At 60.9% G+C, this 15,880-nt stretch carries 7 protein-coding genes and 2 pseudogenes (1 of these 9 only partly in view); 6 read left to right on the forward strand and 3 right to left on the reverse strand.

The window, feature by feature from the left end; all coding sequences use genetic code 11:
• Positions 1-7,568: the 3' portion of a non-ribosomal peptide synthetase gene (locus MME58_RS13530; protein ID WP_055005750.1), read on the forward strand. Its footprint begins 10,219 nt before the window's first position; 7,568 of the gene's 17,787 nt are visible here — the last part of the coding sequence; its start codon lies beyond the left edge, outside the window; the stop codon is at positions 7,566-7,568.
• A gap of 154 nt (positions 7,569-7,722) precedes the next feature.
• On the opposite strand, the gene MME58_RS13535 is transcribed toward MME58_RS13530, so the two are convergent.
• The 3 genes from MME58_RS13535 to MME58_RS27470 all read right to left on the reverse strand — a co-directional run bounded on the left by MME58_RS13535 (position 7,723) and on the right by MME58_RS27470 (position 10,398).
• On the reverse strand, positions 7,723-8,391 hold the full coding sequence (locus MME58_RS13535) for a helix-turn-helix transcriptional regulator (RefSeq protein ID WP_054988663.1): 669 nt from the start codon (positions 8,389-8,391) through the stop codon (positions 7,723-7,725).
• 281 nt (positions 8,392-8,672) lie between these two features.
• Entirely contained in the window at positions 8,673-9,989 is a 1,317-nt protein-coding gene (locus tag MME58_RS13540; RefSeq protein ID WP_233590953.1) for a coniferyl aldehyde dehydrogenase, read from the reverse strand.
• A gap of 274 nt (positions 9,990-10,263) precedes the next feature.
• Positions 10,264-10,398 (reverse strand): hypothetical protein, encoded by a 135-nt coding sequence (locus MME58_RS27470; RefSeq protein ID WP_259641495.1) that lies wholly within the window; start codon positions 10,396-10,398, stop codon positions 10,264-10,266.
• Between the two features lie 72 nt (positions 10,399-10,470).
• On the opposite strand from MME58_RS27470, the pseudogene MME58_RS13545 reads away from it, so the two are divergent.
• The 5 genes and pseudogenes from MME58_RS13545 to MME58_RS13565 all read left to right on the forward strand — a co-directional run.
• Positions 10,471-10,983: pseudogene (locus MME58_RS13545) on the forward strand (ATP-binding cassette domain-containing protein); the annotation flags it as partial.
• Positions 10,980-11,746, forward strand: a pseudogene (locus MME58_RS13550) (ABC transporter ATP-binding protein). The pseudogenes MME58_RS13545 and MME58_RS13550, both read left to right, overlap by 4 nt.
• Positions 11,747-11,935: 189 nt before the next feature.
• Entirely contained in the window at positions 11,936-12,445 is a 510-nt protein-coding gene (locus MME58_RS13555; RefSeq protein WP_055005751.1) for a sigma-70 family RNA polymerase sigma factor, read from the forward strand.
• Positions 12,442-13,407 (forward strand): FecR domain-containing protein, encoded by a 966-nt coding sequence (locus MME58_RS13560; protein ID WP_055005752.1) that lies wholly within the window; start codon positions 12,442-12,444, stop codon positions 13,405-13,407. The genes MME58_RS13555 and MME58_RS13560 overlap by 4 nt, the downstream gene beginning before the upstream one ends.
• Before the next feature lie 69 nt (positions 13,408-13,476).
• Positions 13,477-15,879, forward strand: a complete 2,403-nt coding sequence (locus tag MME58_RS13565) for a TonB-dependent receptor (RefSeq protein ID WP_055005753.1) — start codon at positions 13,477-13,479, stop codon at positions 15,877-15,879.
• The last annotated feature ends 1 nt before the right edge of the window (position 15,880 follow it).

Raw genomic sequence — 15,880 nt, forward strand, 5'->3', positions numbered from 1 at the left:
AATTGCTTGCGTTATACCCGGCCTTGCGACAAGGCAGGGACGATCCGCTGCCAGCGCTGGCCATTCAGTACGCTGACTATGCGGTCTGGCAGCAGGGTTGGATGAACGGCGAACGTTTGCACCATCAGGCCGCCTACTGGCGGCAGGCACTGGAAGGCGCGCCGACGCTGCTGACGCTGCCTGCCGACCGGCCACGTCCGGCGCAGCAGGACTTTGCCGGTGCCAGCCTGAATGTACGCCTGGACGGGCGGCTGACGGCAGGTTTGCGGGCTCTGGCGCAGCGTCAAGGCGTCACGCTGTACATGACCTTGCTGACTGCATGGGGCGCTCTGCTGGCGCGTCTTTCCGGCCAGGCCGAGGTGGTGGTCGGCAGCCCGATTGCCGGACGCGGCCGCGCTGAGCTGGAAGGGTTGATCGGCCTGTTCGTCAACACGCTGGCCGTGCGCATCGACACAGCTTCCGCTCCGACCGGTGATATGCTGCTGGCGCAAGTCAGGGCGCGGGTACTGGAAGCTCAGGATCATCAGGACCTGCCTTTCGAGCAGGTGGTGGAAATTGTCCGCCCGACGCGCAGCCTGGCTCACTCCCCGTTATTTCAGACGACGCTTAACTGGCTGGCCGGGGAAAGTTCGTTACCGGACATGGACGGGCTGTCGCTAAGCGTGGTCGAGCAGCAGAGCCAGGTCTCCAAGTTCGATCTGTCGCTGAACCTCGGCGAACAGGGTGATGCGCTGTTTGGCACGCTGGACTATGCAACTGCATTGTTCGATGAACCGACGGTGCAACGCTATTGCGGCTACTTCGAACAGCTGCTGCACGCGCTGGTGACAGATGAGCACACGGTGCTCGGCGACATCCCGCTGGTCGGGCTGCTGGAGCGTGAGCACCTGCTCGATAGGCTCAACGCCAGCGCGATGGACTTCCCGCAGGGCCAGACCGTTCACAGCCTGATCGAAGCCCGGGCCACCCATCTGCCTGAAACAATTGCCGCTCAGGTCGGCGAGCTCTCGCTGAGCTATGCAGCCTTGAACCATCAGGCCAACAGCCTTGCCCATCATCTGATCGGCCTTGGTGTGCGCCCGGACGATCGCATTGCGGTCGTTGCGCGCCGCGGACTGGACACGCTGGTGAGCCTGTTGGCGGTGCTCAAGGCCGGTGCCTGTTACGTGCCGGTGGATCCGGCACATCCTGATGAGCGCATCACCTACCTGCTGACCGACAGCGCGCCGGTCGTGGTGCTCGCTCAACAGGCATTTATTACGCGTCTGCCCGCGCTGACGGTGCCGGTGATCGCGCTTGATCGACCCCAATGGCCCGCGCAATCGCACAATCCACTCGTGGCAGGCCTGACCTTTAGCAACCTGGCTTACGTGATCTACACCTCCGGCTCGACCGGGCAACCGAAAGGCGTGATGGTCGAGCACGGCACTCTGGCCAACCTGGTGCATTGGCATTGCCAGGCGTTCGATCTGCATGCAGGCAGCCACACTGCCAGCGTTGCCGGGTTCGGCTTCGACGCCATGGCCTGGGAAATCTGGCCGGCCCTGTGCGCCGGGGCAACGCTGCACCTGCCGCCTGCAAACATCGGCAACGAGCAGCTCGACACGCTGCTCGACTGGTGGCTTGCCCAACCCCTGCAAGTGGCGTTTCTGCCGACACCGGTAGCCGAATATGCATTCAGCCGCGAGCTGCACCATCCGACCCTGCACACACTGCTGATCGGCGGCGACCGCTTGCGTCAGTTCCAACGTGAACCGGGCTTTGCCGTGATCAACAACTACGGTCCTACCGAGGCCACGGTGGTGGCCACCTCGGGTCGCCTGCTGCCGGATGGAAACCTGGATATCGGCAGGCCGATCGCCAACACCCGCGTGTATGTGCTCGACGATCGGCGGCAACTGGTGCCATTGGGCGTTGCCGGCGAGCTTTACATCGGCGGCGAAGGCGTGGCACGGGGTTATCTGAACCAGCCGCAACTGACTGCCGAGCGTTTCCTGAGCGACCCGTTCGCTGAGCGACCGCAAGCACGCATGTACCGTACCGGCGATCTGGCGCGCTGGAATGCCGATGGCACGCTGGATTACCTGGGTCGTAACGATGATCAGGTGAAGATTCGCGGCGTTCGTATCGAGCTGGGCGAGATAGAAGCACAGTTGGCGGCTCTGCCGGGTATCGAGGAATCGCTGGTCCTGGCCCGCGAGGACGAGCCAGGACAACCTCGTCTGGTGGCTTACTTCATCGAGCGCGCCGATGCCGCTGCCATCGAGGTGGCCGGGCTGCGTACCGAGATGCTGGCCCGTCTGCCGGGATACATGGTGCCGAGCGCCTTCGTACGTCTCGATGCTTGGCCGTTGACGGCCAATGGCAAGGTGGATCGACGCGCCTTGCCGGGGCCGGATCGCGATGCGCTGCCAGGGCGTGATTACGAGCCGCCGCAAGGTGAGCTGGAAACGGCGCTGGCCGACATCTGGAGCGATTTGCTGCAGGTCGCACAAGTAGGGCGTAACGATCACTTCTTCGAGCTTGGCGGCCATTCGCTGCTTGCCGTCGCGCTGATCGCTCGCATGCGGCGTCGCGGCATGGACGCAGATATTCGCGTGTTGTTTGCCCAACCGACTCTGGCCGCCCTGGCCCGTGCCATTGGCAACGGCAGTCAGATGAAGATACCGACCAACCTGATCGGTACGGATTGCACCTTGATCACACCAGACCTGTTACCGCTGGTGAAGCTGGATCAGGCAGGAATCGATCGCGTCGTTGCCAGCGTTGCAGGCGGTGCGCCCAACGTGCAGGACATCTACCCGCTGGGCCCGTTGCAGTCAGGCATTTTCTACCATTATCTGTCGGCTGGCGACGATGACCCTTATAGCCTGCAGGCACGCTTCGCGTTTGCCGACCGCTCGCGGCTCAATGCCTTTTGCCAGGCGCTGCAACAGGTCATTGCCCGTAACGACGTACTGCGCACTTCGCTGTGCTGGCAAGGCCTGGAAACACCTGTGCAAGTGGTATGGCGTCATGCCGATCTGCCAGTAATCGAGGTGCCGCTGGCAGCGCTGGCCGCCCCTGAACCGCTGGACCTCGTTCGTGCACCGCTGCTGCGCCTGGTGCATGCCGAGGACCCTGACAACCGGCGTATCGTGGCGGTACTGCTGTTCCATCACCTGATCATGGATCACGTTGCCCTCGATTTGCTTAGCCGGGAATTGCAGGCAGTGCTGCTGGATCAGGAAGCGCAACTGCCCGCACCCGTGCCTTATCGCAATTACATCGCGCAAACCTTGCTGGGGGCGGGCGACCACGCGCATGAAACGTTCTTCCGCGAGCAATTGGGTGATCTGGACGAACCCACCTTGCCGTTTGCCCAGACCTCATTGTCGGGGCCGGAGGTTCCGGGTGAGGCCAGACTGCGGCTGGATAAGGCACTGAGTCTGCGGCTACGCAATCGCGTGCGGCAACTGGGGGTCAGTCCTGCCAGCCTCATGCACCTGGCCTGGGCTCAGGTACTGGGTCGGTTGTCCGGACGTGACAAAAAAGTAGTGTTCGGCACCGTGCTGCTCGGGCGTCTGAACGGTACCGAGGGTGCAGAGCGCACGCTCGGAGTGTTCATCAACACCTTGCCACTGCGTATCGACCTTGCTGATCAGACCGCACGCGAGGCGCTGTTGCAAACCCATCGACGTCTGACTGGATTGCTCGCCCATGAACATGCTTCTCTGGCAATCGCCCAGCGTTGCAGCGCTTTGCCTGCGGGCGCGCCGTTATTCAGCGCGCTGCTGAATTATCGCCACAGCGCTGCACCGGGCGAGCATGACAAGGCTGCCGATAGAGCCTGGCAGGGCATCGAGCTGTTGCAGACGGGAGAGCGCAGCAGCTACCCGCTGACCCTCAGCGTCGATGACCTGGGCGAGGTGTTCGACCTGACGGCACTGACCTCGACAGGCATCGATGCCCGGCGTGTCTGCGCGTATCTTTCCTGTGCCGTGGATAACCTAGTGATCGCTCTGGAGCAGACACCGTCTGCCGCGATTCAGTCGCTCAACATCCTGCCTGGCGCAGAACGCCACGAGCTGCTCGATGGCTTCAATGCCGATGCTTTCGCAGCAGAGAACCCGCTGACCATTCATCAGCGCATTGCCCGACATGCGCTCGATCAGCCAGACGCACTGGCTGCACAGGCGGGCGAGCAGCGCTTGAGCTACACCCAGCTCAATGGTCAAGCCAACGCACTGGCCCATCACCTGATTGATCTGGGCGTACGCCCGGACGACCGCGTGGCGGTAGTGGCGCGGCGAGGGCTTGAGACGCTGACCGCTTTGCTGGCGGTATTGAAGGCCGGAGCGAGCTACGTGCCGATTGATCCGGCACATCCCGATGAACGTATCGGTTACCTGCTCGAAGACAGCGCGCCGGTGGTGGTGCTCGTTCAATCCGGACTGCTGGCGCGTCTGCCCGGCTTGTCTGTACCGGTGATTACACTTGATCGCCCGGACTGGTTGCAGCGCACTGACAACCCGTACGTGCCGGAAGTGACCACGCAACACCTGGCCTACGTGATCTACACCTCGGGGTCCACCGGGCTACCCAAAGGCGTGATGGTCGAACACCGGACGCTGAACAATCTGGTCGACTGGCACTGTCAGGCATTCGATCTGCGTGCGGGCAGCCATACCGCAAGCGTTGCCGGATTCGGTTTCGATGCCATGGCCTGGGAAGTCTGGCCGGCGTTGTGTGCCGGTGCGGTACTGCACCTGCCGCCTGCGGAGATGGGCAACGAGCAGCTTGACGTATTGCTCGACTGGTGGCTGGCGCAACCTCTACAGGTAGCGTTTTTGCCGACACCGGTGGCCGAATACGCTTTCAGTCGCGAGCTGCGCCATCCAACCCTGAAAACCCTGTTGATCGGTGGCGACCGTTTGCGCCACTTCAATCGGGATCCGGGTTTCGCCGTGGTCAACAACTATGGCCCGACGGAAACCACGGTGGTCGCCAGCTCCGGCGTGATGGAGCCGGGCAAAGTGTTGCACATCGGCAAACCTGTTACCCATGCGCGGCTGTATGTCCTGGATACGCGGGGTCAGCCCGTGCCACTGGGCGTGCCCGGCGAGTTGTATATCGGTGGCACAGGCGTGGCACGCGGTTATCTGAACCGCCTGGAGCTGACCGCCGAGCGCTTCCTCGATGATCCGTTCAGCGACAGGCGCGGGGCGAGGATGTACCGTTCCGGCGACCTGGTGCGCTGGCTGGCCGACGGGACCCTTGAATACCTGGGTCGCAATGACGATCAGGTGAAAATTCGCGGGGTGCGCATCGAGCCAGGCGAGATCGAACAGCACCTGGCGCAGTGCCCGGGCGTTGGCGAAGCCGTCGTGACGACCCAGCGGCTGGAAGATGGCACGTTGCGCCTGGTGGGGTACTTTACCCGTCGCGACGTGTCGCTCGACGGTGCCGCATTGCGTGCGCACCTGCTGGGACAATTGCCGGAGTACATGGTACCTGCAGTCTTTGTGGGACTTGATGCACTGCCCTTGACCCAAAACGGCAAGGTCGACCGCAAGGCCTTGCCTGCGCCGGACCTGACCACATTGGCGAACCTCGCTTATCAAGCGCCGACCACAGCCCTGGAGGAGCATCTGGCGCAGTTGTGGGCAGACGTTCTGGAAGTCGGCCGAATCGGCAGGCATGACAGCTTCTTCGAGTTGGGCGGCCATTCGCTGTCAGCCATACGTCTGGTCAGCCTGCTGCAACAAGCAGGCTTGCCACTGACCCTGGCCGAGTTGTTCCAGCACCCGAGCATCGCCGCGCTGGCTGGATTGCTTGATCAGCGTCCGGCACCGTCGGCCGACGCTCAGGAAGTGATCACGGTACGAGCGGGCGGCAGCGAATCGCCCCTGTTCCTTATCCATGACTTTACCGGTCTGGACGCTTATTTTCCGGTGCTTGGACAACATGTGCAGGGCGACTTCCCGATCTACGGCTTGCCGGGGATTGGCCTGGGTCAGCAGCAATTACGCACCATCGAATGCCTGGCGGCGCGGCTGGTGGAGCGTATTCGTCAGGTGCAGCCCCGTGGGCCTTACCGGCTGGCCGGCTGGTCGTTCGGCGGGGTTCTGGCTTATGAAGTGGCGACTCAACTGCTCGGTATGGATGAGGCGGTGGCATTCCTCGGCCTGATCGACAGCTATGTGCCGCGCCTGACGGATCAGGGCAAGGCGCGCTGGCAAGGAGCAGACCTGGTTGAGCGGCAATTGCTGTCGCACTGCGCCGCGCACTGGAAAAATCAGGGCGGAGCGGGCGCGGCTGCGTCGGCGCGCCTGACTTCCCTGAGTAGCCTGGCGACCCTGCCGGACTTCGACACCCTGTTGCAGCTGTGCCGCGACGAGAACCTGCTGTACGAGGAACTGGCGCAGGCCAGCGATCAGCAATTGCATCATTACCTGGACCGGGAAGTGGCACACGGTCACGCCCTGGCGCACTACCAGTTGGAGCCGCTCGACTTGCCGATTCACTTGTTCTGCGCCGAGCAACGTCCAATGGCACCGCCAGGCACCACCGCGACACTGGGCTGGCGTGAGCTTCTTGCAAAAGGCCAGTTGCAGTGTGTCGGCGTGCCGGGGGATCACATGACGATGATGCAGGCACCTCATGTGCAGACACTCGGACTGAGTATCAGCGCCGCATTGCATGAGGTAACCGATACGCCACCGTCGGCACCGGCTTACCAGTCACTGCTGGCGATTCAGAGCGGGCGGGAAGGGCATGCACCACTGTTCTGCGTGCCGGGCGCGGGTGACAGCGTCACCAGTTTCATTGGCCTGGCCGAGGCGCTGGGTCCGGACTGGCCCATTCATGGCTTGCAACCGCGCGGTCTGGACGGCCGCAGTGCTCCGCACAGCCGGGTGGACGCTGCGGCGCAGAGCCATGTGGAGGCTATCGAAGCGATGTACCCGCATGGACCGTTGCATCTGGTCGGACACTCCTTTGGTGGCTGGGCGGCACATGCGATGGCGGTCAAACTTCAGGCGCGTGGCCGCGAGGTTGTTTCCCTGACCCTGATCGACAGTGAAGCGCCCGGCGGTGACGGCCTCGACAGCAAGCCCTATACCGCTACGGCGGCGCTGGAAAGGCTGATCGAAGCGTTGCAGTTATCCAGCGGGAGAAGCCTGGAAATCGACCCTCAGATGTTTGCCGACAGTGATGGCGACACTCAATTGCATCTGCTGCAACAAGCGATGGTGCGCGTCGGGCTGTTGCCATCACGTCTGGCAGCACAGGCACTGCAAGGGATTGTTCGCACGTTTGCCAGCGCCGTGCGAACGGTCTACCGACCAGTCCAGGGAGGCTACAGCGGCAGGGCAAGTCTGGTACTGGTGGATGATCCACAGCTGGATGCTCTGGACAATCAACTCGAGCAGGCGTCGTCAGCCGCAGGTTGGCAACACCTGTTACCTCAACTGGAACTGTGGCAGGGGCCGGGCAATCACTTCAGTGTCCTCAAGGCACCGGATGTCTACAGTCTGGCAGCGTGGTGGTACGACGGTCTGGCGGTTGGCGTAGGAGAAACGCAATGAGGCGGCGGGCAGGGTTCAAGCGTAATGTCGGCCATACACTAGGCCGACGCTGGAGGCGGTAAACACGTGCATGGGCGGGGTGACCGATATCGCCCCGTCCTCTGGCATCAATCAGCTGTTCAGCCTGCGCTTCAACAGTGATCCGAAACAGTGTTCAGCAGGCCGAACAGGCGCCTTCGGATGAGCCATACATCCAGCGCATCAGCGAATGCCGACCGCTGATGCCCAGTTTGATGGCGGCGCGGCGCTGGTAACTGCCGACCGTATTGACCTTCAGCGCAAGCCGTTCGGCCTGCTCGATAGCGGTGTGCCCGGCAAGCAGACCGATGCACACTTGCGTCTCCCGCTCGGACAATGTCAGACCCGTTTCGCGCAGTCGATCATGAAAACGCGCTTCAACGCTTTCGGTTTTCTTAGGCTCGACATTGATCATGGTCAGTTGCAAGGCATTGACATGTTTTTCAAGTATCGAGAACAACAGCGGGGAAAGCGCACTTAACTGACGACGTTCACGGTCCGAAAACTCATGCGCCGGCAGCGCGCGGAATACCGTTATCTTGCAACTGAAGTTTTCCGAGGCGTGGGCAGGATAAAGATGAATCGAGTCGTTCAGCAACAAGGTCCCACGCGACGACGTCACCGTTTCGTTGAACACCGTCGGTGCCGACGCGGTCAGTGTTTGCCAAGGCTGTGGCAGTGAAGAAAGGTGCGTGGCGTCCACGGCAAGCTGAGTGTCGATGAGCTTGTGGAACATGCTGGAAAAATGGCCGCTGCCGATGCTGGCGATGGCCCTGCCAATCTGCGGTAGTAAGGTATGAGGCATTGAGTCATCCATGATTTCAGAACTGCTGACAAGAGCTTAGACGCGAAACGCGAAGGGTGGTCACATCAACTCCGCGGTGAGTGATAGGGACGCCAGTGCACCGCGTTAGATGCGTCTTAGAACACGACTAGTTCAGGTCGGAAAAGAATAACGCCCCGATGTTACATAAATAATGGGACATCACAAACAGTGATGTTCACCGTCGTTCCGGTAGGTTTAGCGAACGGGCATAGCGCGTCGGGGCGACGTCCTGTCACCTGATGCGGTCGCCCGCCTGGAGACTATTTGCCGAGCATGAGGCGGGTTATCAGGCGCGTCAGCCGTCCATAGGGGGCCGAGACCTTGTCAGACATGTTAAAGCGACTGAGCTTGAGAACGCCGCGGGCATGGGACAGGCGGACGAAGCCCTCATAGCCGTGATAGGCCCCGGTGCCGCTTTGCCCGACGCCGCCGAACGGCAGATCATCCTGGGTGGCATGCAGCATGGTGCCATTGATGGTCACGCCGCCCGAATGTGTGCGGTTCAACAACAGATCCACGGACGTCTTGTCATTGGAAAAGCAGTACAGCGCCAGAGGTGCAGGACGCGCATTGATAAAAGCGATGGCTTCATCGAGGGAGTCATAGGCAAGTACCGGCAGCAATGGACCAAAAATCTCTTCGTGCATCAGGTCTGCTTTCAAGGGCACCTGCGTGAGTGCCATGGGCGCAATCTTGCGCTCGCGGGCCGACACCGGCGCGTCGTGTTGCCAGGCCTTAGCCCCTGTAGCGATAGCCTGGCCGGCCATGGCCACAAGCCGGTCGTGGTGGCGCTGGGAGATGATCGAGGTGTAGTCCGGATTGCCATCGAGCGTCGGGTAAAGTTTTTGTGCTGCAGCCAGCCACTCGCTGGCAAAGCTGTTGACCTGTTCACGCGGGACGAGAACATAATCAGGCGCTACGCAGGTCTGACCGGCGTTGAACAGCTTGCCGATCGCGATCATCCGGGCGGCTTTTTTGATCGAAAAGTCATCGCACACCACAACTGGCGACTTGCCACCCAGCTCCAGTGTCACCGGTGTCAGATTGCGTGCAGCTGCGGCCATGACCTGGCGACCTACCTGGGTCGAGCCGGTAAACAGCAGATGGTCGAAAGGCAGCTCACTGAATTGGCCCGCCAGCGTAGCGTCGCCAGTGACCACTACCACCTGTTCGGCGGGGAACGTCTCGCCCAGCAATTGCTTGAGCAGTGCGGAGGTCAGGGGCGTCAATTCCGAAGGTTTGATCATTACCCGATTGCCAGCCGCCAGGGCCTCGATCAACGGCACCAGCGTCAGCGTCAGTGGATAGTTCCACGGAGCCAGAACGCCGACAACGCCCAGCGGCTGATACATGACGTTGGCAGTAGCGGGCTTGAAGACAATACCGACCTTGCGCCGGGAAGGCCGCATCCACGCTTTGAGGTGCGCGCGAATATGCTTGATGCCATTGATGACAGGCATCAGCTCACCGAGTCTGGTTTCAGCGAACGAACGGTTGCCGAAGTCTGCACAGACCGCTTCGAGCAATCTGTCCTGATTATCGCTGACCATGCGCAAAACAGCATTGAGGTCTGCCATTCGTTGAGCGTAGGAGGGTGCCCCACGTGCCAGTACTGCAGCGCGCTGCGCCTCGAAAAGCTCGGTGAGCCCCGGGGGGGGGAGACGGCGTGGTTAGCGTAATCCTTGCGGGCTGGTTCATGACGCTGCTCCTGTGGCTGCGTGTTTTTATAAGAGTAGATGCGGTGTTCCGGTCACGTCCTGGCTCACGTGCCCCTATACAACCATCGCGGACCGATGAAGGGGCGATCCGGATGCGTCAACAGGCCGAAACGATCAATCTGTAGTCGCGCCTTCATTTGCCGGTTTCAACGCCAGGCTCGGACACCAGACGATCCAGATGGCTGACGATCATCGCCGCCACCAGTGCGCAGGTCTCTGCCGGTTCCAGGGGCTCATCGAACAACAATTCGATGGTGGCGTGAATCATTTCTACCGCTACACGGGCAACCATGGCTATTCGCGCGGGATCGGCTTCGGGAATAGCGCTGGCAATAATAGCGGCCTGGGCTTTGAAGAGGCATTGGTGCTGCACACGCGTCTGGGACGTCGTGAGCGCCGCGAGAAAGTGCTCCACATGCTGGAGGCCGTAGGCCTGCCTGACCCGCTGGCGATTTATGACCGCTATCCCCACGAACTGTCCGGTGGTATGGGGCAACGGGTAATGCTTGCCGCGATGCTGATCAATGATCGGCGTCTGTTGATTGCAGACGAACCCACTTCGGCACTCGACAGCGGCCTGCGGGATCAGATTCTCGAGTTGATTCTGGGGCTTGTCGAACAACGCAACATGGGTTTGCTGCTGATCAGCCATGACTTGCCGTTGGTCGCCCGATACTGCGACAGGGCGCTGGTCATGTACCGCGGCCGGATTGTCGACCGATGCAAGGCTGCAGGGCTGGCGACCGCCAGTAACCCCTATACACAAACGCTGTGGCGCTGTCAGCCCTCGGCTCTGAGCTACGGTCATGCGCTGCCGACGCTGGACCGCAGCCTGATGGAGACGTTGCCATGAGTGCGGTGGATATCCATGAACTGACGGTGAGCTTCAAGCGTGGTCTGCATTCCTTCACTGCACTTCGGATGGGGGCATTGAAAATCGAGCCGGGCGAATGCTTCGGTCTGATCGGTGCATCAGGCTCTGGCAAATCGACCTTGCTGCGAGTGCTTGCCGGGCTCCAACGGGATTGGCAGGGCAGCGTCGAGCTATTGGGGAGCCGCTGAAGGCGCAGAAATACTTCGCTGGTGCCTTGCGCCAGAAGGTGCAGATGGTGTTTCAGGACCCGTATGCTTCATTGCATCCGCTGCACCGGATCCGCCGCAGCCTGCGCGAGCCACGGCAGATCAACGGTCTGCCTTTCGATGAGGCCAGCCTGATTGCCTCGATGGCACAGGTGGGCTTGCCAGGCGAAATGCTGGACCGCTACCCGCATCAACTGTCAGGCGGCCAACGTCAACGTGTTGCCATTGTCCGGGCGTTGCAATTGAATCCTGCGCTTTTGTTGCTGGACGAACCTACGTCGGCGCTGGACATGACGGTCCAGGCGGAAATACTCAATCTTCTACAGACCCTGCGCCGCGATACCGGCATGACCATGATTCTGGTCAGCCATGACATGAACACCGTCGCCCATTTGTGCGACAGGGCACTGCTGATCCGTCAAGGACGTGTCGAAAGGCATCTTGATCGTGTCGCTCTGGGTTCACTGGCAGAGTCAGCCTTTGACCGATCATCACCGGGATTTCATGTCAGAAGTGATACAAAAAGCTACATGTAGCGTTTTTCCGGCATTGATTTCTGGTCCGGGTGAATGACCTGGATGCGGCGCAGATCAACGCGTTGGAGGCGAATGACCCCGGTTTCACGCAGCGGCGACGGGCTTTCTGAAAAAAAGAGCGTGGACTCGGGATATAACACTAATTAGAATCAGTCTCATTTGGCGCACCCATCGCTCAAGGCTTTTGACATGACTGAAGCAGCGACGCTCTCACAGCAGACCTTGCATTCCCTTTACCGCGATCATCATGGCTGGCTGGAAAGCTGGCTGCGCAAACGCATGGGGAATGCCTGGGATGCTGCGGACCTGAGTCAGGATACATTTCTGCGCGTACTGTCCAGCTCCCAGCAGATCGCCGATATGCAGGAGCCCCGCGCCTATCTGCTGACGGTGGGCAAACGCCTGCTCAGTAATTTCTACACGCGGCGAAGCCTGGAACAGGCTTACCTGGAAGCACTGGCGCAGTTGCCTGAAGACAGCGTGCCGTCTCCCGAGCAGCGCTGGTTACTGCTGGAAACCCTGCAGGCGCTGGACGAGTTGCTCGACGGGCTGTCGGCAGTGGTGCGTCGCGCGTTTCTCTGGAGCCAGCTCGAGGGGCTGGGGTATCGGGAAATTGCAGAGCGCCTGGGTGTATCCGAACGTACTGTAAAACGTTACATGGCGCAGGCCTACGAACACTGCCTGCTGGTGGAGTGGTGATTCGCTCGACCCCTTCCGGCGAAGAACGCGAGGTAGTCCGCAGGGCAGCACAGTGGCTGGCGCTTCTCGAATCCGGCGGTGCCAGCGAAGAAGATCACGCCAGGCTGCAACACTGGCGCGACAGCTCCGCCAGCCATGAACGCGCCTGGCAAAGGGCGCAACAGCTGCGTCAGCGTTTTTTCGGTTTGCCTGCCAATCTGGCCATGGCCACCCTGGACCGTCCGGACAAGGCAAGGCGCGCGACGCTGAAAAGGGCTCTGGGGGCTGCGGCGCTGGTCCCGGCGGCCTGGTTGCTCGGGCGTCAGTTGCCACTGGACGTCTGGCGTGCCGACCTGCAAACCTCCGTCGGCGAACACAAGCGCCTGTCGCTGGCCGATGGCAGCACCTTGCAACTGAACACCGACAGCGCGGTCAACGTCGATCTGGGTGCACGCCAAATCAGCCTTGTGCGGGGCGAGATAGCACTCAAGGTGCCGGGCAGTGCAGCGCTGACGATCAACGGTCCTTACGGGCGCATCGTGGTCAGTCAGAGCGAAGTCTGTGTACGTCTCAACGAAAGCGACTGCCGCGTATCGGTGTTCAGCGGTCTGGTGCAACTTTATCCGTTGCAGGGGCCCGTGCTGGCATTGCGTGCGCAACAGCAGGTCAGCCTCAGGCAGGGTGAAGCAGGGCCAGTCAGCGCCTTCGACGCCTTGCTGCCCGGCTGGCGAGACGATGTATTGACCGCGCAGAACCAGCAACTGGGGGATTTCCTGCGTGAGCTGGGTCGCTACCGTCCCGGCCTGTTGCGCTGGGAGCCGGAACTTGAAACCCTGCGAGTGACGGGCAGTTTCAGGCTCGACAATACCGACCGCGTACTTTCGTTGCTGGCTGCCAGCCTGCCGGTGGACGTGCAGATGCGTACCCGCTACTGGGTCACGCTGGTGCCTCGAAAAAACATTTCGACAAAAAATAATGCGTGAAGCTGTCCCTTTTTTTTGTCTCGCTGGTCATTCCAGGTAAGTGCACAAAAAATACGAGAGTTTCCCTCTATGTCCGCAGTGTCTTCCTACCGTTTGCGTCCGCTTTTGCATTTCAGCCTTTTGCTGACGTTGAGTTCCAGTCCGTTGTTTGCCTCGACCAGTTGGGCCGAAACCTCGGGCAGGCGTGCCTATGAAGTGCCAGCCGGCAGCCTGAGCGCCGCGCTTACCCGTTTTGCCGGTCAGGCCGGGGTCAACCTGTCGGTAGATCCCGCATTGGTGAACGGTCGAAACAGTTCAGGTCTGTCTGGCGAGTTTGCGGTTGAGGAAGGGTTTGCACGCCTGCTGCAAGGTTCCGGCCTGCAACTGGTGCCGGTCGGTGAACAGGCCTACACACTGGTCCCGGCCCCTGAAGGCGCTGGTTTGCAACTCGCACCTACCTCGATTATCGGTGATAGCGGTTCTACGGACGGCCAGGAGTACGCAGGCGGCCAGGTGGCCCGCAAAGGCTCGCAAGGGATGCTGGGTTCTCGGGATTTCATGGAAACGCCTTTCAGCATGACCACCTACACCAAGGACGCGGTGAAAAACCAGCAGGCCCGCACCCTGGGCGACCTGATTGCCAGCGATCCGTCGGTGCGTGCCACCAACCCGGCAGGCGGGCGCTACGAACAGTTCACCATTCGCGGCTTCAGCCTGTTCAACAGTGACGTCTCCTACAACGGCTTGTACGGCATCCTGCCCACCTACACGATCGACATGGAAATGGCCGAACGGGTGGACATTCTCAAGGGACCAAGCCAGTTGATTAATGGCATTTCGCCGCGCGGCAGTGTCGGCGGCGGAATCAACGTGGTCCCCAAGCGTGCAACGGATAAACCCATCACCGAGCTGACCACCAGCTATGCCTCCAAAGGGCAGGCGGGCGCAGCCGTGGATGTGGCACGCCGGTTCGGTGAAGACGACAAGTTCGGTATCCGTTTCAACGGCGTCAAGCAGTCCGGCGACACGGAATGGGATCATCAGAGCGTTGATCGCGACATGGCCGTGCTGGGCCTGGATTTCCGCGGCGACCGTCTGCGTCTGTCAACGGATATCGGGCACACCGAACGTGACACCGATGCCCCTCAGGAGCGCGTGCAGGTAGGTGCCAACGCGAAGGTACCGAATGCCAACGATGTTCGTGACAACTATGCGCAGTCCTGGAGCAAGGCACGTACCCGGGATACCTTCGGCGCAGTGAATGCCGAATATGATCTCAGCGACTCGGTCATGCTGTACGGCGGTGTCGGTGCGCGTAAGAGTAACCACGATTTCCTTCGTCATGCGGTATCGGTCACCAACGATGCAGGCGACTTCAGCGTTCAGCCGCGTGACTTCACGCGTGACGAAAATGTCCGCACGGCCACCGCTGGCGTGCGCAACTGGTTCCATACCGGGCCGGTCAGGCACGAAGTCAATCTGGCCGCCAGTTATTTCTATATGGACTTTGAAAACGGAGGTGCACGTTATGCTGCTGCGCCCAGCAATCTCTATAACCCGGTCGATACGCCGACACCTGCCAACCCCACGCGTGCCGACTCCAAGGTTTACACAGAAAATCGTTTCAGCGGCGTTGCCCTTACCGACACACTGGGGTTCTTCGATGATCGCCTTCTGCTGACACTCGGTGCGCGCTGGCAGCGCGTCAAGGTTGATGACTGGACCGACAACGTCAAAGGCGACACGGCATACGACGAGGAAAAGGTCTCACCGTCAGGCGGCATTCTGTACAAGGTGACCGACGATCTGTCGGTGTACGCCAATTACATGGAAGGCCTGAGCCAGGGCAAGATTGCTCCGTCGACCTCGGTGAACGAAGACCAGATCTTCCCGCCTTTCGTCAGCCGGCAGGTTGAGGTGGGGGCCAAGTATGACCTGGGGTCATACGCCTTCACCGCCAGCGTATTCCGGATCAAGCAACCAGCCTATGAAACCAATACGACGTCGCGAGTCTTTGGTCCGAACGGCAAGCGCCGCAACGATGGTGTCGAGCTGACCATGTTCGGCGAACCTCTCAAGGGCTTCCGCCTGCTGGGCGGTCTGATGTACATCGACAGCGAACTGACCAACACCGTCAACGGTGCGTTCGACGGCAACCGGGCTCCGGCCACACCCAAATACAACGTCAATCTGGGGGCCGAATGGGACGTGCCAAGCGTCAAGGGCCTGACCCTGACCGGCCGTGGCATCTATACCGGCTCGCAGTACCTGGACCAGGCCAACAGCAAAAGCATCGACTCTTCCGAGCGCTTCGACGTAGGCGCACGGTATGCGTTCAAGGTCGATCAGAAGGACATCACGCTGCGCGCCAACGTCGAGAACGTCATGAACAAGTACTACTGGAGTTCGGCCGGCGCGTCGGATGACAGCGAACCGGGGCTGACACTGTCGACACCCAGGACCTATCTGCTTTCAGCCACTATCGGGTTCTGAG

Source organism: Pseudomonas syringae pv. tagetis, assembly GCF_022557255.1.
Lineage (GTDB): Bacteria > Pseudomonadota > Gammaproteobacteria > Pseudomonadales > Pseudomonadaceae > Aquipseudomonas > Aquipseudomonas caricapapayae.